Here is a 22737-nt window from a genome sequence, read left to right as displayed (position 1 = left end):
GGCGGGGATCGGAGCCCCCGTCTCCAGTCCGCCCCCGGCCAGGGTCAGGAGCCGTGCGGGCAGGTCCCGCGATACTCCTCGATCGTCAGGCTCGGGCGCGGGATCGGGCAGAGGAACTGCTCGTAGCGGGTGTCGTTGTCGATGAAACGCTTGAGCCAGGAGACGCTGTACTTCGCGATCGTCGTGTTGGAGCTGTTCGGCGTGAAGTGGCTGGCGTTGTTGAGCTCCAGGTACGCCTTGTCGAGAGAGCTCGGAAGGTTCTCGTAGAACGGCTCCGAGTGGGTGGCGACCGGTGCGACGGTGTCGCCGTCCGCGCCGATGACGAGTGTCGGTGTCGCGATCTCGGGCCAGGTCTTGTCCGTGTTCCAGCCGGTAAGCGGGATGGCGGCCTGCAGGGACGGCCGGCTCTTGGCCGCCTCCAGACTGCCGCCGCCGCCCATCGAGTGCCCCATCACACCGAGGCGGGTGCTGTCGATGCGCCCCCGGACCGCGCTGCGCCCGGTCAGGTAGTCGAGCGCGGCGAGGAGCTGCCGGCCCCGGCTCGCGGGCTGGTCCATCGTCGTGATGGTGTCGATGGTGAAGACGACGAAGCCCTGGGAGGCCAGGCGCGGCCCGAGCCAGGCGATCGACGACTGGCTCGCGGTGAAGCCGGGCGAGATCGCCACCGCACCGAACGTGCCGTCGGCGGTCGACGTGGGGTAGTAGATGGTGCCACCGCCGAAGCCGGTGACCGCCAGGGAGGAGACGCTGGTCTCGGCGACGGAGTACGGGCCACGCAGGGCCTCGATGCTCGCGGTGGTCGGAGCCGGGCCCCTCTCGTACGGGTTGTCGGCGGCCTGGGCACCAGGAGCGCTGAGCATGGTGAGACAGCAGACGGCGGCGGCTGCCGCTGCGGCAAAGTGTCGTTTCACGACGGAGTCGTCCTCTCGTGTCGTGTACGGCTCCGGCCGGCGTGGGGGCCGTCGCGGAGCCGTGGAATGACTGGTTCGGCCAATGTCCGGGCACCGGGCGCTCGAGGCATCGGCAGAATCGCCGGTTACGGGCCGGCGGTCGGTGCGGACGTCGGCCGTCGGTGGCGGCCGGCGGTCGGGCGGCCGGCGGCCGGCGGCCGGCGGTCGGAATTGGTCCGGGGTCGGTCGCGCTCCGGAGGTCGGTGCCTGTCCGGTGGTCGGTCGCGGGCCGGTGGTAGGCAGCCCGTACGGCCGAACTACCGACCGTCAGAAGGAGAGAAGCCACCCCGTACACCTGCGGTGGCATGGCCGAACCGTCACGGAGCCATCGCTGCCGCACCACGCGTCGGACCTCACACGTGCTTCGGACCCCGCAGCTGGCGGGCCGTCTCGACCCGCCTACTAGGCTCTGACGCATGACGACGCGGTGTATCAGCGGGCGATGTGTCCGCCGAGACCCGTCCGGCCGGTCGCAGGCATCGTGAACGACAAGTGCGCCTCGAAAGGCATCGTCGTCACCACCGCTTGGTTCGGCAAAGCCAGTTGGGACTTCACTCCACGCAAACGGTCGAACTCGTCGACGGCCGCCACCTGAATGCCCTGCCCTTGGAGCGTCTCGGCATCTACGCCCTCATCGGCCTGCCCGAACTCCGGCCCGACCGGCGACACGCGACCCGGAGCCTAGGAGCTGTGGCCTTGGTGTTCAGTTGCTGGACGGTACCGGTCGGGTGCCGGACCGGACGCATCCGCCCGATGAGTTCCGCTCACCGCATGCCTCCCTTACAGCCTGGGCGCACCGCCTCTACGATCGACCGGCCGCAGAACGACAACGGGTGGAGAGCGTGATGCCTGGTCAGGTCGCCGCAGTGAGCCGTAACGAGGTGTACTCGTTCAGCAAGCCCAATCGCGATTCCGTCACGTTGCTCACGGGGCTCGGTGTGGAAGGGGACGTTCACGCGGGTGAGACGATCCGTCACCAGTTCCGCATGACCTACGAGCCGGACCTGCCCAACCTGCGCCAGGTCCACCTGATGCACAAGGAACTCTTCGACGAACTCGCGCTCAAGGGGTTCAAGGTCTCCCCAGGCCAGCTCGGCGAGAACATCACCACGCGCGGGGTGGACCTGTTGGGCCTGCCCACCGGTGCGCTGCTCCATCTCGGAGAGCAGGCGGTGCTCGAGGTGACAGGCCTGCGCAACCCGTGCGCGAAGATCAACGACTTCCGCAAGGGGCTGCTTGGCGAGGTCTTCGCCATGGACCCCTTGTCCGGCGAGTTCGTCTTCAAGTGTGGCGTCATGGCTGTGGTCCGCCGTGGAGGCACCGTCCGCCCCGACGATGCCATCCGGGTCGAGCACCCGCCCCTCCCCCACCGCCCGCTGGAACGCGTCTAGGTCCTTGTTCCGTGGTCATCGGCGTGCCCAGATGAGGACGGCGGGCGAGGTGGAGTACCGCCGGGTAGGCGATCGCCAGCTTGCCCGTTCGCGTTACCAGGCCTCGCCACTCGTCGGGTGGCCGGGGCACGTCGCAGCGACCCGGCCCTCTCCGAACCGGACGTGCCTGTTGCGAAGCATCACGGCTCAGGCAATCCCGGAGGCTTCATAGGTTCTCCATGACCTCACGTCACCGCGGAATGCTTGCTGGTGGAGAAAATGCGGTGCGTGCTGGCACCACGCTGGTCAGACTCGCTGACATGACCGAGAAGATCACCCGCATCAACCCCGAGCAGTTGCATGAGACACCCGGCTACCACCACATCACCGTGGTGGAGGCAGGCCGTACCGCCTATCTGGCGGGGCAGTGCCCGCTTGATCGGAATGGTGACCTCGTCGGTTCCGGTTCCCTTGAGACGCAGGTCGACCAGGTTGTCGCGAACGCGCTCGCTGCTCTGGCAGCAGTGAGTGCCCAGCCTGAACATGTGGTGCGGTCAGTGATCTACGTGCGGAGCGATGAGAGGGATGTTCTCGGAGCCGCATGGCATCGGCTCGCCGAGTCCGCCCTGGGTCCGGCGTTCACCACCGCCAGCACGCTCTTGGGCGTCGCCCAGCTGGGCTTCACGGGACAGCTCGTCGAAGTGGATCTCACCGTGGCGCTGCCTGACTGACTTCGAACGAGGTGTCGAACTGAGTAGCCGAGCTGGGCATTCGCAGGACGCTGGGCGTTCGCGCAACGGTCGAACTTCCGGAAGGACCTGTTCGACTGCCTGACCGTGCGCGGGGACGAGCTGTTCGAGCTCGTGGTGGGTACGGTGCGATGTGCAACACGGGAACGTGGGCGTACCCCGGTTGGTGCAGGTGCTGGCCGGTCCGCCGATGCCGCGGGCCCCGACGGGCGACCCGTCCTGGCGGTCGATACGTGCCTGGTTCAGGTGTCGTTGAGAGCCTGCCGTACGGCCTCGATGTAGGCACAGCGAGCGTCTTCGGCAGCAGCCCTGCCCTCGTCGCTCACGTTGTCCCTGAGCGCGCCCGCATAGGCGTGCGCGGCTTCACTCACCGCTTCCGGCCCTTCGAGCTCGAGCCTGTTGTCAGCCCTGAACACGGCGCTGATCGTCTCCTCCGTCAGCTCCATTTGGGCAATCTGAGCAGCGTCGAGAAATTCGAGGTAGACCTGCCGTCGATGTCCCTCCGCGCGGGCGCGACGTTGCTCGTCGAGGGTGGCCTGGACGGTGGCTATCAGCGCGCTCGCCTGCGCGGCGCCCGCGGCTTCGGCAGCGGCCGCTTGCCGGTGGCCGGCCTTCCAGGCGAAGAACCCTGTCGTGATGCTGCCCAAGATGGCCGATCCGGCGGCGATCAGGGCGATCCCCCACTCACTCATGCGGAGGATCCTGTCACTCTGACGCGGCCTCGGAGGTGGGATCGTCGACCCTGGCGTCTGCGTGCTGCGGTGTACGGCTTTCGGATGGCTGGCCGCTGACCGTCACGAGCGACTGGGCTGCATCCGCCAGCGGCTATCGGGCCGAAGTCCAGGTACGGCTTGTCCGAGCCGTCCGATTCCGCTCGATTGTGGAGCCCTACGATGCAGGGAGCAGTCATGCTGGTCAAGAAACTGCACGAAGCTGGGTTGAAGAGCGAACACGCCTACACTGCGGCGTTCGTGTCGGTCGGCCTGTCATTCACCTCGTGGCTCGTCTCGGCGAAGGCTGAAGCACGCGGCATCGATCGTGCCGACCGGTGGGGCATCTTCGTCGGCGAGTGGGCCCCGACGTTCTTCGGCCTCGGTCTGGCCCTGGCTCACTACGAACACGACAGCATCATCACCCCGGAGAAGATCACCGAACAGCATTCCTACTCTTGAGCCGGCCAAAGCTGGACGGCTCGGGCCAGTAGGAAGGCGAAGCTGTCGGCAGACGTCGATCAGGCAGGTTCCTCTTGCTTACGCCGCACAGGCAGAGCGCCGCAGAGCGCGTCCCGTGAACTGGCGCGGCTGATCAACAGGCGTCTTCGCCAGTCTTGGGTGGGATGGCGTCGGGTCGCCCTCGCATCAGCGGTCGTTCCTGACGCCCTGGACGACGAGGTCCTTGAGGCGCTGGCTCGCTGGAGCGAATCCAGCCGCGCGTACACCGCCCTCGTCGCCGCTCAGCGCGACGACCGCGCGACCTGGGTTCGCTCCAGGAGCGTGGCAGAGGTGGCACCGGCGTAAGCCGTACATCGATGAGCCGCCGAAGCGATTACACCCCTGGGCAGGCCCGTGCCGCGCGGAAGTAGGCGCATCCGTACCGGGGTCTTCGGCGGAAGCACTGATGTGGAGACAGCCGGGAGTGAGAAGGGGTCGCGCATGCTTGGACACCTGCCGACGCGGGCCGCAACCGCCGAACGCGAGGAGATCCCTCCTGCCGCGACCGACGCCCAGGACGCGGTGGGCCCCGTCCTTGAGAAGGTTCTTGACGCGCGGCTGCGCCATGCGCGTGCTGTCGATCCCCTCTTCGGTCCCGACCTGGCCGATCGCGTGGTCGCGCTCGTCGCGCGGGGCGGAAAGCGGCTGCGTACCGCGTTCGTGTGCTGTGGCTGGCGGGCGGCGGGCGGCTCGGGCGACGCCGCCGCGGTACTGCGTACAGGCGCCGCCCTTGAGCTGCTTCAGGCGTGCGCCCTCATCCATGACGATGTGATGGACGGGTCCCTGCGGCGCAGGGGTGCGCCCGCCGTGCACGTCGACATGGCCCGCAGGCACTGGGCCGCGGGCATGCACGGTTCCGCCGAGTCCTTCGGGACCTCCGCCGCCGTGCTCGCCGGTGACCTGGCTCTGGCATGGGCGGACGATCTGCTGGCGGAGACCGCACTTGCTACGCCGCACGGCGCGCGGCTGCATGCGGAGTGGCGCGCGATGCGTACCGAGATGGTGGCCGGCCAGTACCGCGACCTGCGCGCTCAGGCCGCTCGTTCGTCCGACGTCGGCGAGGCGCTGGACATCGCGACCCTGAAGAGCGCCCTTTACACAGCCGCTCGGCCGCTCGCCCTCGGCGGGACGTTGGCGGGAGCCGACGATGGCGTGCTGGCCGCGCTGAGGGCGGCCGGCCGGTGCGCCGGGCTGGCCTTTCAACTCCGTGACGACCTCCTCGGCGCCTTCGGTGACCCCATGCTGACCGGCAAACCGGCCGACGACGATCTGCGATCACGCAAGCTCACGTACCTCTTGGCCGTCGCGGTCGAACTCGCCGACGCCACGGGAGATCACCACGCGGCCGCGACGCTCGCTCCGGGCGTGGAGACACGGTCGGGACCGGCAGTCGAGCGGATGCGGACGGCGCTGGAGCGGACGGGGGCCAGGGAGGTGGTGGAGGCGAAGATCAGGGAGCTGGTCGCCATGAGTCTCAGGCATTTTGAACGCACCGGTGCCCACCCCGCCGTGCAGGACGAGTTCGCCGAGCTGGTCGAACGCGCCTCGGGCAGTGTTCCTCGCCGCTCGGAGGAGGTCGCGTGAGGACGGTTGCGGGGCCGACCGATCATGTCGTCGTCGTGGGTGCCGGTCTGTCCGGTCTGGCCTGTGCCCTGCACCTGGTGGGTGCGGGGCGCCGAGTCACCGTCGTCGAACGCGATGCCGGGCCGGGCGGCCGGGCCGGCCGTCTGCAGCTCGGCGGATATCAGCTGGACACCGGTCCCACGGTGCTGACGATGCCGCATCTGATCGACGAGGCGTTCGCGGCTGTCGGCGATCGTCTCGACCGTCACGTCGAGCTGGTGGCTCTCCATCCGGCCTATCGGGCGTGCTTCGCGGACGGTTCCTCGCTCGACGTGCACACCGAAGGCGACGCGATGGAGGAAGAGGTACGGCGCTTCGCCGGCCCGGCGGAGGCGTCCGGCTACCGGGACCTGCGGACATGGCTGGAGCGGCTGTACCGGGCGCAGATGCGCCGTTTCATCGACACGAACTTCGACAGCCCCTTCCAGCTGCTGACCCCGGACCTGGCACGGCTGGCGGCACTGGGCGGGTTCGCGCGGTTGGACGGCCGGATCGGCCGCTTCCTCTCCGACGACCGCCTGCGTCGCGTCTTCTCCTTCCAGTCCCTGTACGCCGGTGTCGCCCCTGCCCGTGCCCTGGCGGCCTACGCGGTGATCGCGTACATGGACACCGTGGCCGGCGTCTGGTTCCCCAGGGGAGGCATGCACGCGATTCCCCGCGCGATGGCCGACGCGGCCGCGAAGGCCGGGGCCGACCTGCGCTGGGGGTCCGAAGTGAGCGCTCTGGAACGCTCGGCGAACCGCGTGCGCGCCGTCCGCCTGGCCACAGGCGAGCGGATCCCGTGCGACGCGGTGGTGCTCACGTGCGAACTCACCGACGCCTACCGGCTCTTGAAGCGCACGCCGCGGCGGCCGTCACGGATTCGCCACTCACCCTCGGCGGTGGTACTCCACGCCGGAACGGACCGCACCTGGCCCCACCTCGCCCACCACACCCTCTCCTTCGGTGCCGCATGGGAGCGCACCTTCGAGGAACTGACGCGCTCGGGGCATCTGATGAGCGATCCGTCGCTGCTGATCACCCGCCCGACCTCACACGATGCCACCCTGGCGCCGCCGGGCCGCCATCTCCACCACGTCCTGGCCCCTTGCCCGAACACCACGGTCGGGCCGTCCGCGTTCGCCTGGCGACGCCTCGCACCGGCCTACCGCGACCGCCTGGTCGGCGAACTGGAGCGCCGGGGCCTGGAGGGGTTCGCGGACAGCGTTGAGGAGGAGGTTCTGATGACCCCGCTCGACTGGACGATACAAGGCCATGCGGCGGGCAGCCCGTTCTCGGTCTCCCACACCTTCGCCCAGACCGGACCGTTCCGGCCGCGCAATCTCGTGCGCGGAGTGGAGAACGTGGTGTTGGCCGGTTGCGGAACCACCCCAGGCGTCGGCGTTCCCACGGTGCTCATCAGCGGCAAACTCGCCGCCGCGCGCGTCACGGGCGGCGCCGGGCGTCGGTTCACGCCCGCGCGCCCGCCCCTGGCCTCAGGTCCCGTACCCGCCTCCCCGACGGGGGCAGGTGCCGATGACCCGTCGTGAACTCGACGCGGCAGGGATCACCGGTCCCTCGCTGCGCGCCGCATACGCTCACTGCCGCCGGCTCAACGCCCGTCACGGGAAGACGTACTTCCTGGCCACGCGCCTGATGCCGCTGGAACGCCGCTCGGCCGTGCACGCGCTCTACGGCTTCGCCCGCTGGGCGGACGACATCGTCGACGACCTCGACCGGCATCAGGCACCTGCCGAGCGCGACCGGCTGCTGTGCCGTCTGGAGGCCGACCTGGCGAAGGGGCTGCGTACAGGCGACGGAGACCAGCCCGTGGTCCGGGCCGTGGCCGACACTGCCGACCGGTACGGCATCGAGCACGCGCACTTCGCCGACTTCCTGTCCTCGATGCGCGCCGACCTGACGGTCACGGAGTATCCGACCTACACGGAACTGCAGGCTTACATGCACGGTTCGGCCGCGGTGATCGGTCTGCAGATGTTGCCGGTACTCGGCACGGTCGTGCCCCGTGAGGAGGCGGCACCGCACGCGGCGGCTCTCGGTGTGGCCTTCCAGCTCACCAACTTCTTGCGGGACGTCGGGGAGGACCTCGACCGGGGCCGCGTCTACCTGCCCGGCGATCTGCTCGCCGCCCATGGCGTTGACCGGCCGCTCTTGGAGTGGAGCCGACACACCGGGCGCACCGACCCGCGGATCCGCAGGGCCTTCGTCGCCGCGGAAGCACTGACGCGGGGCGTGTACCGGGCTGCGGAGCCGGGCATCGCCATGCTCGACCCGCGCGTGCGTCCCTGCATCCGCACGGCATTCACCCTTTACGCCGGCATTCTCGACGCGATCGCGGCGCAGGACTACACCGTGCTGCACCGCCGCGCGGTCGTGTCCGGCAGACGTCGTGCGGCCACCGCCACGACCGGTGTGCTGCACGTGGCGCGCGCCCGGTGGCGGGCTCGCTCCTCCTCCCGCCGTGAAGTCGCCGCGAGTGAAGTCGTGGCCGAGCAGAACGGGCGGGTGCGATGAGGGGGCGGACGGGTGGTCGAGGTTGGACTCCTCCGTTGCGGCGTCGGCGTGGTGGCCCGGACTGGGCGACTCAGACGCCGACCTGGCGTCAGGCGCGGCCGGCGCTCATCGCCGAAGCGCTCAAGCGGGCGTCCGCGCGTCCGTCCGGCAACTGGTTCGTGGTCGGTGCCTCCCGGGACGTGGCCGCCGCAGGGCGCCCGTACGGCAGGACGGTCGGTGGTGTGGAGGTGGTGCTGTGGCGCTCGAAGGCAGGTGCACTGCACGCGGGTCAGGGCGGCTGCCCGCATCTAGGTGCTCCCTTGCGCAGCAGTCGGGTGGTCTGCGGCAAGCTGGTCTGCCACTGGCACGGCCTGGCACTGGACGGTTCTCCGTTCGCCGGCTGGCAGCCGTTCCCCGTCCACGACGACGGCGTACTGGTGTGGGTACGGCTTGACGAGGTAGGTGGCGAGGAGCCCGCCGAGCGCCCCCTCGTGCCGGTACGGCCTGCGACCGGCAGCGGCGTGGACGCCGTGTTCACGGCGGTCGGGCGATGCGAACCGCAGGACGTGGTGGCCAACCGGCTCGACCCGTGGCACGGCTCGTGGTTCCATCCGTATTCGTTCCTCGACCTCGCGGTGGTGCGGGAGCCGCAGGACGACGAGGAGGAGGACAAGTTCATCGTCGACGTCTCGTTCCGGGTGGCCGGGCGGCTGGTGGTGCCGGTGCGGGCCGAGTTCACCGCGCCGGAGCCGCGCACCGTCGTCATGCGTATCACCGACGGCGAGGGAGCCACGTCCGTCGTGGAGACGCATGCGACCCCGCTGACCGGTCCGGGCGCCGAACAGCCTCGGACCGCCGTAGTCGAGGCGGTCGTCGCCGCTTCGGACCGGCCGGGCTTCGCGCTGGTCCGGGCTGCCGCCCCCGTGCTGCGCCCGGTGATGCGCCGTACGGCGGCGCGACTGTGGCGCGACGACCTGGCCTACGCCGAACGTCGCTGGTTGCTGCGCAGCACGGGCAGATTCCCCGGTTGAACGGGGACCGGCCCCCTGTTCCCCGGCCGGCCCTCCAGTACCCGGTCGAACGTGGACCGGCCCGCCGGCCGTGCGGGCCTGAGGCTCCTTCGGGCGTCGACAGGTAGCTCGTCAGAAGGCCGGTTGGCGTCCCGCGGCGGCCGCGAGTGCCCTGAACATGGGTGAGCGGCCCGCCCGGGGAACGGTCCAGAGCACCTGGCCCCGCACGCCCCGGTCGGCGAGCAGCGCGTTCGCGGCCAGGAAGCCGGTGGTGGCGGCTCGTTCCATGAGAGCGACAGGGAGGTCGCAGCGGATCGCGTCTCCGGCCAGCGTCAGCCACGGGTGGGGCGTCCGTACGGTGGGACGCCGGTGGTGGGTGCCGACCGCGAAAAGCGGGCAGTCCGAGCGCCATTCGTGGCGGGCGTCGACGATTCTCGCGTGGCGGGTTTCCGGGTACACCTGATGCAGCCGGTCGACGAGCAAGTGTTGTGCTTTCTCCGGCCCCGCGACGTCGTCCACGGCATAGGCGTGCAGCTCCACGACGGAGCCCCCGTTCCGCGCGGCCCAGCGCGCGGCCTCGCCCTCGTACCGTTCCAGGATGCTGATGTTGTCCAGGCCGCCGTAGCCGCTGGTGCCGAGGAACGGGGGTCGGCCCGCGTGGACCGGCCTGTCGAGCCAGAGCCGGGAGACGAGGAACGGCGGTGCGGTACGCAGGCTCGAGACGTCGTCACGCCAGGCGGACGTGCCCAGGCCTGGTGATGCGGAGACGATCCGCCGCAGTCCCCCGCTGTCGAGGCCGAGCACGACGGCGTGATGGCCGTCGGAGCCGGCGTCGGTGTGCACGTCCGCTCCCCCGTCCCCACGCGGCAGGACGCTGTACACGGGAGTGCCGGTCCGGACGTCGACTCCGAGGCTCTCCAGGTAGTCGCCGAGCGGCTCCCACAGCGCCTGGGGAAACGGCTCGCTCGGCACGTCGAAGAGCAGGCCCTCTGCCGATCCGAGGAAGTAGATGTGGAACATCAGCAGCATTTCGGCGGCGGACAGTTCGCGGGGGTCGGCGAAGAAGCTCCGCGAGAACACCTCGAACGCCAGGTGGTTCGCGGCCTCCGGAAATCCCACGGAGTGCAGGAAGGCTGTCGCGGTGACGTCGTCGAAGCGCTCGTACACGTCGGGCACACGCACGTCGAGCAGCGGCAGCGCCGCCCGTGCGTCCATGGCGGCCAGGTCCCGCCAGCCGAAGGTGGGGCTCAGGGCGACGAATCCGAGCGCGCTGAGGGGCGGCGTTCTCGGGACACGGGCGAAGCTGTCGGCCAGACCGCCGCTGTGCAGCAGGGGGTAGTCGGACAACGGCGTGAGTCGTGCGAGGGCAGGATCGGTGCGACGCAGAAGGCCGCGCAGGTTGTAGTACTGGCGGAAGAAGGCGTGGAACCCGCGGGTCATCGTCACCTGGGAGCCGTCGGCGAGTCTTGTGGCGTGGCCGGAGAGCCTGCCGCCGAGTGAGTCGTCCTTCTCGTAGAGCGTGACGCGGGCGCCTCGTTCGGCCAGCGCGGTCGCCGCGGCCAGACCGGCGATTCCGCCGCCGACCACGGCGACCGACGGCTCGTCCCCTCGTTGGAACCGGTCTTTGCCGGGTACCGGCATCAGAACCTCGGCTTTGCGGTCACGGCCCCGCCTCGCGCTCAGGTGGAAGGGCCGCGAGAGGGCGTTGTCGCGCAGCGGTGTCATCAGCGACTGTCTCCAGTCCGTGGGGCGGGGTGGGCACGGCGGGGCAGGAAGGGCAGCTCGACCACGGTGCGGAGCATGGGTCCGACCGGTGTGCGCAGTCCGATGCTCCACTCCTCCCGGACCGAGGTCGCGCCGTCCAGGAAGCGCAGCAGACGGGGCGTCGGCGTACGGCGGAACAGATCGGTGAAGAACGCCGGGCCGTCGATCCGTCCCGTGTCCAGGGCCCGCAACAGCACGGCGTCCATGAAGAGCGCCCGTCGACCATGCGGCGGGGGCACCGCGTCGCGGCCGTCGCGCAGGGCGGCGGCGATGGCCCGGCTCTGGCGCTGTACCGCGGTGAAGGTGTAGCCGGTGGCCGGACGGGTCGCACCGCCGGCCGTCCCGATCCGGAACGCGGCTGCCCCGATCCGGCGGGGAAAGCGGGCGTCGGTCATGGGGATGACCCCCTGTTCCGCCGTCTCCACGTTGAACGCCCCCAGGCCCAGGATGTCGCGGGCGTAATGGCGAAGGGCCGTCTCGTACGCCTCCGTGCTCAGCGGTGCACGGGAGAATTCGGTGTACTCGATCAGTGCTCGGTCGGCGGCCGTCGGAAGGACGTAGCCGAAGGCGAGCCCGTGGTTCGGCTGCGGCACACGGAAGTCCATCAGATCGGCGACCGCGGGATCGAACCGCTCGGTGTCGGTACGCACGAACCAGCCGCGGAAGTGTTGCAGCAACTGCGTCCGGGCAGGCGGCAGCCCACTCAGGGGCCGCGAGTCGAAGACCCGCCGAGCCCGCAGTGTGAGGGAGCGGCCCTCCGGCAGCATGCATCGGACCTCGGCGCCCCCGGGCACGTCGTGCACCTCGCCGGCCGTCGCACGCAGGACACGCCCGCCGGGTGAACGGGCCAAGCAGGAGTGGACCATTCGCTCGAACGCTGTGGAGCGCATCATGTGGTAGGTCAGCGGGGCCGGATCGAGGGTGACGTCACGGCCGTCGGGTCCGTGCACGCGCAGCCGGGACCAGGAGGCGCTGACGGCGTCGTCGAGGCCAGGGGTCTCCTCGCTCCAGTAGCACCAGGTGCGTTCGGCCGGACGCAGCGGGCCGTCCGGCGGCTCGACAAGGGTCACGGTGACGGGGCCGGTCCGTGCCAGCCGGTACGCCAGACTGAGGCCGGCTGCGCCACCGCCGAGGATGACCACCTCACAGGCATCGGTGGAGGGAGGTGTCACCGGGTCCGCCGTTCGATGACGGGCGCCCCGGCCGGGTCCGAGCGCACGAGTTCGGCATCCGCTGCCGGCCCGTCCGCGACAAAAACGGCGTCCAGGCCGCCGAGCTCAGCCGACGTGTGCTCCACGGCCCGGGCGCACGATGCGGGGTCGTAGGCGTCGAACAGCGTGGTCGCGGCGCCTGGGCAGGCCCGTGCGGCGTCCGCCAGCCTGCTCGGATCGCGTCCGGCAAGGGCCACACGCGCACCACGCCCGACCAGCTCGGCGGTGATCACACCAGCCAGGGCACCGGTGGCACCGGCCACCAGGACCCGCGCGCCGCTCAGCTGCACACTTCACTCCGCAATACGGGTCGACGAACAACATCCGGTCACCGAGCACTTCTGACCGGGGCCCGTCCATGGATGCGGCAGAGCAGAACTGTCACGCCGTCAGGTCTGTTGAAGGTCTGTGAGGACTTCTCGCGCGGCGCGCGTGCCCGAGGCCAGCGCTCCCTGCACCGATCCGGTCGCCCGGTGATCCCCGCATACGTACCGGCGCGGTCCGAAGCGGGTGGTGCGGCTGAGCGGCCAGGGCGGGCGCATCGCGGGCAGCGCCCCCTCGACCGTATACACGGCGAGTTGCCGCCAGGCACTGGTATCGGTGCCGTACAGCTCCGCCAGACGTCGGAGAACCGTGTCCGCCCGCCCCGGCCGGTCCCCGCCAAGGACGGAGGTGGAGACGAGCGCGGTGCCGGCCGGCGCATAGGTGGGAGCCACCTCGGTGAGTACGCAGGTGTTGAGCACCGCTCCGGTGCTGTCCACCATCAGCGTCGGTTCCGACAGCGGTGTGCTGCCGGCCACGTGGTAGTAGGTGGTGACCGTACGCCCCTCCGGCACCGGCAGGCCGGGCAACAGGCGGCCGGCGGTTGCCGCGTCCGTCGCGACGACGACGGCCGGAGCCTGCACATCGGTGCCGTCACTCAGGAGCACTCCGTCGTCGTTGACCTCGGCGACGGGCGTGCCCAGCCTCAGCACGCCGTCGGGCAGGGCGTCGGCGAGCCGGAGAGGAACGGCTCCGATCCCGTCGGCGGGCAGACACAGGGTCCCTCGGATCATGCTCCGCCAAACGAGGTGGAAGAAGCGGGCGGACGTCTCCAGCCGGTCCTCCAGGAAGACTCCGGACAAGAACGGACGCAAGACGTGGGCGATTGCCGCGTCGGACAGCCCGGCACGCCGCAAGGCCTGCGCCGTCGAGCGATCCGCGCGACGTCTCAGCGCGTACGCCGGCAGCACCCCGTCCCGAGCGGAAAGCACCGCCAGCGCCGCCAGATCGCGAGGGGACAGGGTCGAACCCAGCCGCAGCGAACGCGTCGGATCGGTGAAACGGACCGGTCCGCTCGGGGTGTGCGCGATGACGCCCGGCGTGAACGGACGCAGCCGAAGATTCCGAAGGTTGAAGCGCCGCCGCACCTGCGGGTACGACGTGTTGAAAACCTGAAATCCGCGGTCCAACAGGAGTCCGTCGCGCCGGTCGGTGCGCATTCGGCCGCCCACGCCGTCGGACGCCTCCAGCAGTGCCACCCGCTGCCCGGCGCGGCACAGATCCAGCGCGCAGGCGAGGCCTGCCAAGCCGGCACCGACAACGACTGCGTCCAGTGCCCCGCGGTGTTCGTCGGTCATACTGCACCTCATTCGAAGCCGGTACCTGTCTCAGGGGGCTGGTGGTCCGGACCGCTGAACGCACGTGCGGAGCCCCGGCGCGCAACGGCTCGCTGCGACCGGCAATCGGCAACCGGCAACCGCGCGACGGCCGTAGCCTCGACCGCCGGTCCAGCGGACCACGTTCCCCAGACCGATGCCACGCGCCACGTCCGAATGCACCGGACAACGAGCCGTTGCACCGGGCCGGAAGCAGCCGAGCGCCCAGGAGGCTCTTCCGGCCACGGCGGCCGCCTGTCAGGTGGCGGGCTCGAGCGGTGGCGAGTGGGCAGGGCGGTGTCGAGCCAGGCTGCTGGGCCACCAGGCGCGGGGACCGATGTCGATGACCAGGGCGGGCACCAGCAAGGAGCGGACGACCAGGGTGTCGAGGAGGACTCCGAAGGCGACGATGAAGGCGATCTGGACGAGGAAGGCCAGGGGAATCACCATGAGGGCCGCGAACGTGGCCGCAAGGACCACGCCGGCCGATGTGATGACTCCCCCGGTCGTGGTCAGCCCGCGCAGAACACCCTGTCGCGTGCCATGAGTGAGCGTCTCCTCGCGTACCCGTGACATCAGGAAGATGTTGTAGTCGACGCCGAGGGCGACCAGGAAGACGAAGCCGTACAGGGGAACGGACGCGTCGGTGCCGCTGAAGCCGAGCAGATGCTCGAAGACGAGCGCGGACACTCCCAAGGTGGCGAAGAAGTTGAGCGCCACGGTGGCCACCAGCAGCAGGGGCACGAGAAGCGAGCGCAACAGCAGCATGAGAATGATCAGGATGATGCCGAGGACGACGGGCACGATGACGGCCCGGTCCCGCTCGGAGGTCCGCTGCGTGTCGTACTGCTGGGCCGTGTATCCCCCGACCAGGGCATCGGCACCGGGAACGGCGTGCACCCGATCGCGCAGCCGCTGCACGGTCTCCTTGGCGGCATCGCTGTCGGCGGCCGCGGTCAGTGTGGCGTCGATGCGGACGCGGCCGTCGACGACGAGCGGCGCACCCGTCCCGGGACCGCCCGACGCGGTGACAGGTGCCGCGGACGCGACACCGGCGGTGTCCTTCGCCGCTTGCGTGACCTCCTCGGCGCGGTCGGCGTCGGCGATGACGACAGTGGGGTTCCCCGATCCGGCGGGGAAGTGGCGGCCGAGGGTCTGCTGGGCGCTCACGGACGGAGCGTCGTTCACGAAGATCTCGTCGAGCGGCACGCCCTTGGAGGAAAGGCCCGGCGAGAAGGCGGCGAGTGCCAGCAGCACGAGCGCGGTGGAGACCCAGACCCGCCGCGGTGAACGGTCGATGACTGCGGCGACACGGCGCCACACGCTGTGTCCCTCGGCTGTCGCTTCGGAGGGCTTGGGGGTGGCGGGCCAGTAGGCGGTGCGGCCCAGCAGGACGAGGACGGCGGGCAGGAACGTGAGTGTGCTCAGCACCGCGCAGACGATGCCGATGGCACCCACGGGGCCGAGCGCCCTGTTGTTCGTCAGGTCGCTGGCGAGCAGGGCGATCAGTGCGAGGGCCACGGTGGCCGCACTGGCGACGATGGCACCGGCGGATCGGCGTACCGCCGCCACGGCCGCTGCCCCGAGGTCGCCCCGGGCGGCGAGTTCTTCGCGGTAGCGGGCGGCGAGCAGCAGGGCGTAGTCGGTCGCGGCGCCGATGACCAGGATCGACAGGATTCCCTGGACCTGTCCGTCGACCCGAACGATGTCGCGGTCGGCCAGCGCGTAGACCACCGCGCAGGCCAGACCGAGGGCGAAGACGGCGCTGATGATGATCACGAGGGGCAGCAGGACGCTGCGGTAGACCAGCAGCAGGATCAGCAGGACTGCCCCGAGCGCCACACCCAGGAGGAGTCCGTCGATCCCGGCGAAGGCGTCGGACAGGTCGGCCTGGCTGGCGGCGGGGCCGGCGATCTCGACCCGCGTGCCGGAGACCGACTGCGCGGCCTCACGGACCTCGTCCAGGACGACCGGCAACTCCTCGCCCAGGTCGGGGGCCAAGGGGACGACGGCCTGCAGCGCCTGGTCGTCCTGCGAGACCAGCGCCGGCGAGGGGGTGCCCGCGATCCCGGGACGGCCGGCCAGGCCGGCCACGGCCCGGGTCGCGGCATCTCGCTGGGCATCCGTCACCAGACCGCCCTCGCCGGTCCACACGACGATCGCAGGCACTGACTCCGACCGCTCGAACGCCTTCCGGGCCTCGAGGACCTGGGTGGACTCGGCGCTGCGGGGCAGGAAGGCGGCTTGGTCGTTCGTGGCGACCTCACCCAGTTTTCCCGCGTACGGCCCGAGAGTGCCGCCGATGCCCAGCCAGACCACCAGCAGCGCGAGTGGGACCGCCCAGCGTGCCCAGCGCGATGTCCTTGTCATGTCAGCCTTCCAAGACGTCACCTGATTGACTCGACCGTAAAGTATCTCAATGATTGAGAGATATGACGGCCGGGGTACCCCGACGGACCTGACAGCCGTAGCCACGCGGGGCTACGGCTGTCGTCGTGGTCGACCCCTGACGGCGACGCTCCGTCACTTCGGCATGAGGACGGTGTCGATGATGTGGACGGTGGCGTTGGAGGTCGGCACGTCTCCACAGACGATCTTGGTGGTGTCGTTGACCGTGAAGGCGTCGCCCGAGCCCTCGGTGGTGAGCGTGCCGCCCTGAAGCGTCTTGAAGGAGCCGTCGCCCAGGTCACTCTTGTCGACCTTCTCCTCCACGACGTGGTAGGTGAGGATCTTCGTGAGGGCTGCCTTGTCCGCGAGGACCTTGTCCAGGTCGGCCTTCGGGATCTTCGCGAAGGCGTCGTTCGTCGGCGCGAAGACGGTGATGTCCTCGGCCTTGTTCAACGTGTCGACCAGGCCGGCCGCCTTGACGGCCGAGACGAGTGTGGACAGCTCCGGGTTGTTCGACGCGGCGGTCGCCACCGGGTCGTCAGCCATGCCGTCGAAGCTGCCTTCCCCTTCCTTGGGGACCGACGCGCAGCCGGGGCCGAACGGCCCGTCCGTGCCCGCGGCCATGGCATGCGGAGCGAGAACGCCCAGCGAAACCGGCAGGATGAAGGCAGCGGCGACGGCAGCGGCGCGCCGGGTGATGTGCGAGGTGTTCATGGTGCTTCCTCCTCCTGGGTCCGGCCCTGAAACGGGAACGGCCATGGGTGGGAAAAACATCGTCACGAGACATTCGACGCCACACCCCTCGTCGGATGAGGTTGCGACGAATCAAAGTGGACGAACCCGGGTGCCCGGCCCGGCCCGCCCAGAGGGCCCTCCGGTGATCCGCTCGTTCTCCGGAGCGTAGGCTGACCGCGTGCCCAGTACCGATGACGGAGAGACGGCGCCGCCCCCCGCGCGGGTACCCGGCGACCTCCAGAGCTTCGCCGTCGCACTGCGCCGTACGCACGGGGAGATCAGCCGGCTGGTCCACGGTTTCGCGGCCACCCATGGCCTGCACCCCACCGACGTACAGGCGCTCGGCATCATCCTCGACAGCCCCGCACCTCTGACACCCGGCCGGTTGCGGAAACAGTTGGGGCTGACCTCGGGCGCCGTCACGGCGTGTCTCGACCGCCTCGAAGAGGCGGGTCACATTCGCAGGTCGCGGGCGAGCATGGACCGCCGCGTGGTGCACGTGCACTACGTGGAGAGCGCACGAGCCGTCGCCCGGCTGTACTTCCTCCCGCTGGCAAAGGCGGCCACCCAGGCGAGGGAGCAGTTCGACGACGAGGAACTCGCCACCGCGCTGCGATTTCTCACCGTGCTCAACGAGGAACTCGGAGCTCTTCGAACGCCCAGGCGCTGACGGCTCCACCGGCGCCCACCGCGAGTTCGTCTCCGGGGAGACCGATCCCGCGCGAGGCCCTCGCCACGAAGCACCGTGACCGTCTGCCGTCGCCGCCGCAGATCGGAGCGCCTTGCTCACCGAGCGGTGACCGGATTCGGCCGGGTACCGGCGGACGGCCGGGAGCCTGGTCCGTCGTCGCCCGGGACGGCTGCCGGGAGCGGCGTGAGGCTGCCGCGCAGACGCTGGAGCCCGCGCCTGGCGTGGCTCTTCACGGTGCCGAGCGGCAGACCGGTCCTTTGCGCGATCTTGTTCTGCGTCAGGTCGCCGAAGAACGCGAGGGTGAGGACGTCCCGCTGCACGCTTGGCAGACGGGCCAGTTCTCCCATGACGACGATGCGGTCCAGTACGTGCTCGGTACCGTCCGCGTACACATCGTGCGAAGGCAGCACGGCTCCGGCTGCGGCTTCCAGCTCGGTCCTGCGGGTGCGCGCGGAGAGGGCATCGGCGATCTTGCGTCGCGCGATTCCGACCAGCCAGGCGGGAACAGGCCCGCGATCTGGGCGATACCCCTGGCGACCACGCCAAGCGGCGAGGAAAACCTGCTGCGTCACGTCCTCCGCCTCACGGGAATCCCCGATCGCCCGGTTCGCGAGAGTGTGCACAAGACCGCCCCAGCGCCGGTAGGCCAGGGCCAAGCAGTCCTCGTCGCCGCGAGCGAGTCCGGCGCCGATCTCCTCGTCGGTCGGTGCGGAGGCCAAAGTGCGGAGGCGATCTGCCGTGGGCGCTGCGATCATGACGACTCCTGTTGCCCATCGTGCGGTCCGGCGGGCGGAAGCTTCCGCTCCGAGGGGGCGGGGCACCGCCGGGCGGGTACGTCCCGGCCCATTCAGAATCGAGCGCACGGTCGGGTTCCTCAACGTGCAGCGTTTGTGCATCGCTTCTTGCAGCGATTCGCCTTCGTGCTGGGCAAGGAAGGCATCGCTTTCGCATGGCGGTCGCGTCACCACGCGGCGGCCGCCCCGGCCGTGAGGCCCGTGGCCCCGCCGGTGCCAAGGCTGCCGACGAGGGGCCGCGGCGGGCTCAGCAGACCCCCGCGGGCTACCTCGCCGGACTCCCACACGGCGCAGCAACTATCTGGATCGGCAGGCTCGTGCCACCCCGTTGATCGCGGCTGAAGAAGGCCCTAGTACACCCCGCCCGGCCGGACCCACCAACACTCGAACGACTGCGCCTCCGGGGCCGCGACGAAGACCTTCACGTCGCAGAACGCCAACTCGGCCATCCTGTGCAGGGCCGGGACGTCGTCGACGATGACGGGAGTCGTCTCCGCCCACGCCCCAAGGCGAGCAGGCAGTGCCACGGCGACGACGCGCACCCCGGCGTCCTCTTTGGTGTACAGCGGTCGGCCCTCGCCGTACGCCGCAGCGGGCGCTCCGAAGAACGTGTCGGCGCCCAGCGCCCCTTGCACGATGGTCTCGAAGGTCCGCCACCACGCCGATCCGATGCCAGTCCGGGCCCAGAACCGCTCGTACGCCGCCGCCCGTGCCTTCCGAGCCGCCGCCTCGCGCTGCCACCGGGTCTCTCGGGCTTCCCGCTCCGCCCGCCTGCGCACTGACTCTTCCCGGGCCTCGGCCGCGTACCGTGGCCCGGTCCAGAACCGGCAACGGTACGGCTCGCCGCGGGGAGTTCCCGCGTCCAGGACATACCGTTCGTCGTGTGGGACGAGACGCCTGTCGAGGATCCGCTCCACCGCGTTGTTCAGGGATATGCCCGCGACCGCGCTCCAGCCATCCCTTGCCGTGTACCGGGCGATCACCCCGCGCACCACCCGTGGCCCCGCAGAGGCCGAGGTCAGGTGCAGTGACGGGACGGCGGTCATCCACGGCCGGGGACGCTCCCGGTCGTCGAACCAGCAGACCTCCACCTCGTCCGCTGTGTATCGGTCCGTGCGCTCGAGGACGTTGTCCTCGGTGATCGGCGACAGCTGGGCCTCCAGGGCGAATCGCCGACCGTCCGGGGAGGTGGCCAGGACGTCGGCCCGCCAGGCGCCATGGGGCGCGGCGGCCTCGAGGACGGCGTCCCAGCCCGCCACGCGTGCGGCGGCGGCGAGGTCGGACTTGAGCAGCAGATGCTCCGCGCTCTCCCCCGCGAGCGGGCAGTCAGGCGTCCGTCGGCGGTGGGCGAAGTGCGGCATGCCCAGCACCGAGCGCCGGGCGACCATCCGCCCGTCACAGGCCGGGCAGTGCAGCGGAGCCCGGGCCCGATGGATCGTCTCCCAACTCACCCCGCAGCCCAGATCGTGCTGGGTGGCGTCCAGCCGACCGTGCTCGGCGTGCTGGGCGGTGAAGGGCATTGCCCCAGCATTGCCCAGCTCCGGCGAACGCACGCCGTCCGGCGGCCCTGAAGTCGGGTGACGTACGGCACAGACACGGCGTCAAGCGCACCTCACCGAAGGGGCGTTGCCCCGCCCGGACCGAGCAACGGGCTGCAACCCGTACGCCGCAGTTCGCATCCTGCCGCCCCTGCGTGACCGAAGAGCGGGCCGCTCGGCGGTGGGATTCGCCGGAAGATCGCTGATGACGCAATCGCCGGCCGGTTCGCTGACACGCGGGCGGCAGCGTGGAGCGGCTGTGCTGCGGCTGCGGGGGCGGTGGACGCGAAGGCATGACCGAGATGAGGATGCTCGGCGTTATCGAGAGGCGGCACGGGCAGGGGATGCGGAACACTTCGCCTGGTGATCGTGATGCAGCCCGTCCTGGAGATGTACACACCTGACGGCTTCGACCTCTGGCCTGTCGCCGAGGTCGAGTCGTTCGGCCTTCTGCCTCTCAGTGGGGAGCTCTCACCCACGGAGGTCGGATCGGCGGTGATGCGCATCGCCAGCTACAACGACATCGACCCCGACGGCAGTCAGCCGCCTCGCCCGGCCGACGCACTCGACTCGTTCCTTCACGGACTGCTGACGCTCGACAACCTCGTAGCCCCCGGCGGCCTGCGGGTCACCGACAACGCCACAGGGATCACCTTCCTGCCTGGCTGCTGTGACGGACTGGAGGACTGGCGCGACTGGCACCAGTTCATCGAGGACGGCAGCCTGCTCGGCTTCGGCCACGAACCCGCCTCACCGGTCGCGGAGCGCTTCGGTGACGTCGTCCGGCTCACGGTCAACGCCGAGCAGAGCGACAGCCTGGTGATCGAGCTGTCGGTCGCCGAACTCCGCAACCTGCTCACCGGCGCCGAGCGCGACCTGACCGACTTCCTGACGCTCGCGGCCAATTGGGCCTCCAGGCAGCTACCCGGCCACTGCGCTCCCCTCACAGCCGCCCTCGCCCGCCTTGTGGACCTTCCCGCGCCGGCCAAACCGTCAGAGGCATAGGACGGCGGACATGGCTTCGCACGCAAAGAAGGCAGCGCGCCGCAGAAGCCGCAGCGCGGTGGGTTGATGTCCCAGCTACCCTCCGCCCGCCGCGGGGCCGTCGAAGTGGACGGTGCCGTCTTCGTCGAGCGGTGGGTGGATTGCCTTGGGGGTGTGGGTGTTGATGTCGGACGGGCGTGGGCCTTCTGGTCCGTCGGGGCCCCAGCGCAGGAAGCGGCGGGCTCGGGCGATACGGGAGACGGTGCCGTGCACCTCGACCTCGTTGAGGCTGCCTGCGCGCAGCCGGTCTGCCGCCTCGGCGAACGCTCTCAACTCCGTGACCGCTGGGCTGCTGTTCTCGGCGACGACGGTGTGTGCGTCGACGTCTCTCTCGGCGTCGAACGGGATCAGGCCGCGCGTCCGCGGTTCCATCCAGGTCAGAGCGAAGGCCAGGGTCCGGCGTGCGTCGTGGGCGGTTGCCTGCAGGCCGCTGCCCGGTTTCCAGGGCTCGCTGCCGGAGCGTTCGACGATCAGGAACGCCGCCGGCATGAGCAGGACGTCGGGGTGCGTCTCTACGGCCCGCGCGGAGTCGTGCAGTACGGGCTCGGGGAACCTGCTTCCGGTGTACGCCATGGAGCGCAACGACACCCGCTCCGCCGCTTGGAGGGGTGAAAGGGGTGCGTCCGGGTCGAGAACCAGGTCGTCGTCGACCCTCGGGCTGCGGGCGCCGGCCCCCGGGCTCCAGTCAGGGACGAGGGGTTCGGGGTCGGTGGGCCGTGGCGTCTCGATGTCGCCGTGCTCGTCGATGCCCGCGTACTCCTCGGCCCGCACCACGCGGTAGCGGGTGTCGAGCACCGTGAGCTCGTCGACGTAGTGCTTCTCCAGGCGGGAGACTGCCGCCAGCAGTGCACGCCGTTCCGCTCTGCTCTTCGCCTCGTCCTTCGCCCGGTACCACAGAAGGGAGTTCAGCCCGTCGCGGGCCTGCTGCGGACAGCTGTGAGTGACCTCGACGACTACGCGCCACCGCTGCCCGTCGTCCTTGCTCTGCGAGGCCACCCCGAACAGCGGGCCCCGTACCGCCAGAGCACTGTGGCGCACCGCCGCGTCGAGGGCGTCTGCCTCCATCGCGGCCTCTACCGGCTCCACCGGAACCCTGACCGTGACCGGCCTCTTGCCGGATCCCGTACCTTCTTCGCCCATGCTGCCATCGTGGCGGCGTCCGTGCGCGCGCATCGCGGTTTCGCCGAATCGAGTCGTGATCAATTTCCGGGATGTGCCTTCGTGGCATGGTCCGGCCCGATGGACGGTCTTACGTGACGCGCGCGTGACTGACCGTTTCCGGTTGGGAGTTCATCGAGCCGGACCTGCCGATCGGCGAGTACGGCCCCGAGCGACTGCGGCAGCAGTTCGAGGGCGTGATCCGGCGGCAGGACGAGCCGGCGGTGGACGCCGTCGAACACATGGCGTGGCATCGCCACCCGATGCGGCACTACTCCCGTCAGCTACCTCGCCGGTCTCGACCTGCGCGCCTCGATGATCTGGATCAAGGACCTCATCAGGAGCACCCGATGAGCACGACTCGCCATGCC

21 protein-coding genes are annotated in these 22737 nt (G+C 70.2%); 9 read left to right on the top strand and 12 right to left on the bottom strand.

Annotation, left to right across the window (positions count from 1 at the left end; genetic code table 11):
- Positions 1 to 44: 44 nt before the first annotated feature.
- Complete coding sequence (gene bdeA / locus ACWF79_RS05910) at positions 45 to 860, bottom strand: bis(hydroxyethyl) terephthalate hydrolase (RefSeq protein ID WP_453726904.1); 816 nt, start codon at positions 858 to 860, stop codon at positions 45 to 47.
- A gap of 522 nt (positions 861 to 1382) precedes the next feature.
- Entirely contained in the window at positions 1383 to 1619 is a 237-nt protein-coding gene (locus ACWF79_RS05905) for a hypothetical protein (protein WP_453726802.1), read from the bottom strand.
- A 176-nt stretch (positions 1620 to 1795) separates the two neighbouring features.
- Here ACWF79_RS05905 and ACWF79_RS05900 point away from each other — a divergent pair, with 176 nt between their 5' ends.
- Positions 1796 to 2341, top strand: a complete 546-nt coding sequence (locus ACWF79_RS05900) for an MOSC domain-containing protein (RefSeq protein ID WP_453726903.1) — start codon at positions 1796 to 1798, stop codon at positions 2339 to 2341.
- A 299-nt stretch (positions 2342 to 2640) separates the two neighbouring features.
- On the top strand, positions 2641 to 3051 hold the full coding sequence (locus ACWF79_RS05895; RefSeq protein WP_453726801.1) for a RidA family protein: 411 nt from the start codon (positions 2641 to 2643) through the stop codon (positions 3049 to 3051).
- A 260-nt stretch (positions 3052 to 3311) separates the two neighbouring features.
- Here ACWF79_RS05895 and ACWF79_RS05890 read toward each other — a convergent pair whose 3' ends face one another.
- Positions 3312 to 3761: a hypothetical protein gene (locus ACWF79_RS05890; RefSeq protein ID WP_453726800.1), complete on the bottom strand. Its 450-nt coding sequence runs from the start codon at positions 3759 to 3761 to the stop codon at positions 3312 to 3314.
- 216 nt (positions 3762 to 3977) lie between these two features.
- On the opposite strand from ACWF79_RS05890, the gene ACWF79_RS05885 reads away from it, so the two are divergent.
- The 5 genes from ACWF79_RS05885 (at position 3978) to ACWF79_RS05865 (ending at position 9427) form a co-directional block, all read left to right on the top strand.
- Positions 3978 to 4241, top strand: coding sequence for a hypothetical protein (locus tag ACWF79_RS05885; RefSeq protein ID WP_453726799.1), 264 nt, complete (start codon positions 3978 to 3980; stop codon positions 4239 to 4241).
- 480 nt (positions 4242 to 4721) lie between these two features.
- Positions 4722 to 5864, top strand: a complete 1143-nt coding sequence (locus ACWF79_RS05880) for a polyprenyl synthetase family protein (protein ID WP_453726798.1) — start codon at positions 4722 to 4724, stop codon at positions 5862 to 5864.
- Positions 5861 to 7432 carry a phytoene desaturase family protein gene (crtI, locus tag ACWF79_RS05875; protein ID WP_453726797.1) on the top strand — a complete coding sequence of 524 codons (1572 nt, stop codon included), beginning with the start codon at positions 5861 to 5863 and terminating at the stop codon, positions 7430 to 7432. The genes ACWF79_RS05880 and crtI overlap by 4 nt, the downstream gene beginning before the upstream one ends.
- Positions 7419 to 8417 carry a phytoene/squalene synthase family protein gene (locus ACWF79_RS05870; protein WP_453726796.1) on the top strand — a complete coding sequence of 333 codons (999 nt, stop codon included), beginning with the start codon at positions 7419 to 7421 and terminating at the stop codon, positions 8415 to 8417. The genes crtI and ACWF79_RS05870 overlap by 14 nt, the downstream gene beginning before the upstream one ends.
- On the top strand, positions 8414 to 9427 hold the full coding sequence (locus ACWF79_RS05865; RefSeq protein ID WP_453726795.1) for a DUF5914 domain-containing protein: 1014 nt from the start codon (positions 8414 to 8416) through the stop codon (positions 9425 to 9427). The genes ACWF79_RS05870 and ACWF79_RS05865 overlap by 4 nt, the downstream gene beginning before the upstream one ends.
- A gap of 111 nt (positions 9428 to 9538) precedes the next feature.
- Here ACWF79_RS05865 and ACWF79_RS05860 read toward each other — a convergent pair whose 3' ends face one another.
- The 6 genes from ACWF79_RS05860 to ACWF79_RS05835 form a co-directional block, all read right to left on the bottom strand.
- A complete protein-coding gene (locus ACWF79_RS05860; protein WP_453726794.1) occupies positions 9539 to 11131 on the bottom strand; it encodes an FAD-dependent oxidoreductase in 1593 nt (530 codons plus the stop codon).
- Positions 11131 to 12342, bottom strand: coding sequence for a lycopene cyclase family protein (locus tag ACWF79_RS05855; protein WP_453726793.1), 1212 nt, complete (start codon positions 12340 to 12342; stop codon positions 11131 to 11133). The genes ACWF79_RS05860 and ACWF79_RS05855 overlap by 1 nt, the downstream gene beginning before the upstream one ends.
- Positions 12339 to 12671 carry an SDR family NAD(P)-dependent oxidoreductase gene (locus tag ACWF79_RS05850; protein WP_453726792.1) on the bottom strand — a complete coding sequence of 111 codons (333 nt, stop codon included), beginning with the start codon at positions 12669 to 12671 and terminating at the stop codon, positions 12339 to 12341. Before ACWF79_RS05850 ends, ACWF79_RS05855 begins: the two co-directional genes overlap by 4 nt.
- A 99-nt stretch (positions 12672 to 12770) precedes the next feature.
- Entirely contained in the window at positions 12771 to 14000 is a 1230-nt protein-coding gene (locus ACWF79_RS05845) for an NAD(P)/FAD-dependent oxidoreductase (protein WP_453726791.1), read from the bottom strand.
- Between the two features lie 276 nt (positions 14001 to 14276).
- Positions 14277 to 16388 carry an MMPL family transporter gene (locus tag ACWF79_RS05840; RefSeq protein WP_453726790.1) on the bottom strand — a complete coding sequence of 704 codons (2112 nt, stop codon included), beginning with the start codon at positions 16386 to 16388 and terminating at the stop codon, positions 14277 to 14279.
- A 153-nt stretch (positions 16389 to 16541) separates the two neighbouring features.
- A complete protein-coding gene (locus ACWF79_RS05835; RefSeq protein ID WP_453726789.1) occupies positions 16542 to 17120 on the bottom strand; it encodes a fasciclin domain-containing protein in 579 nt (192 codons plus the stop codon).
- A 199-nt stretch (positions 17121 to 17319) separates the two neighbouring features.
- Between ACWF79_RS05835 and ACWF79_RS05830 the strand changes: the two genes are divergently transcribed.
- Positions 17320 to 17811: a MarR family winged helix-turn-helix transcriptional regulator gene (locus ACWF79_RS05830; protein ID WP_453726788.1), complete on the top strand. Its 492-nt coding sequence runs from the start codon at positions 17320 to 17322 to the stop codon at positions 17809 to 17811.
- A 116-nt stretch (positions 17812 to 17927) separates the two neighbouring features.
- Here ACWF79_RS05830 and ACWF79_RS05825 read toward each other — a convergent pair whose 3' ends face one another.
- The gene (locus ACWF79_RS05825; RefSeq protein ID WP_453726787.1) at positions 17928 to 18587 is read right to left on the bottom strand and encodes a sigma-70 family RNA polymerase sigma factor; all 660 of its coding nucleotides are present in this window, start codon (positions 18585 to 18587) and stop codon (positions 17928 to 17930) included.
- 389 nt (positions 18588 to 18976) lie between these two features.
- Positions 18977 to 20146 carry a competence protein CoiA gene (locus tag ACWF79_RS05820; protein WP_453726786.1) on the bottom strand — a complete coding sequence of 390 codons (1170 nt, stop codon included), beginning with the start codon at positions 20144 to 20146 and terminating at the stop codon, positions 18977 to 18979.
- Between the two features lie 390 nt (positions 20147 to 20536).
- On the opposite strand from ACWF79_RS05820, the gene ACWF79_RS05815 reads away from it, so the two are divergent.
- Positions 20537 to 21169, top strand: a complete 633-nt coding sequence (locus ACWF79_RS05815; RefSeq protein ID WP_453726902.1) for a hypothetical protein — start codon at positions 20537 to 20539, stop codon at positions 21167 to 21169.
- Positions 21170 to 21244: 75 nt separating this feature from the next.
- Here ACWF79_RS05815 and ACWF79_RS05810 read toward each other — a convergent pair whose 3' ends face one another.
- Positions 21245 to 22348 carry a DUF5954 family protein gene (locus ACWF79_RS05810; RefSeq protein ID WP_453726785.1) on the bottom strand — a complete coding sequence of 368 codons (1104 nt, stop codon included), beginning with the start codon at positions 22346 to 22348 and terminating at the stop codon, positions 21245 to 21247.
- Between the last annotated feature and the right edge of the window lie 389 nt (positions 22349 to 22737).

The organism is Streptomyces sp. NPDC054975 (genome assembly GCF_053609105.1).
Note: the sequence above shows the minus strand (reverse complement) of the source record. Positions and strands in the feature narration are given on the sequence as shown.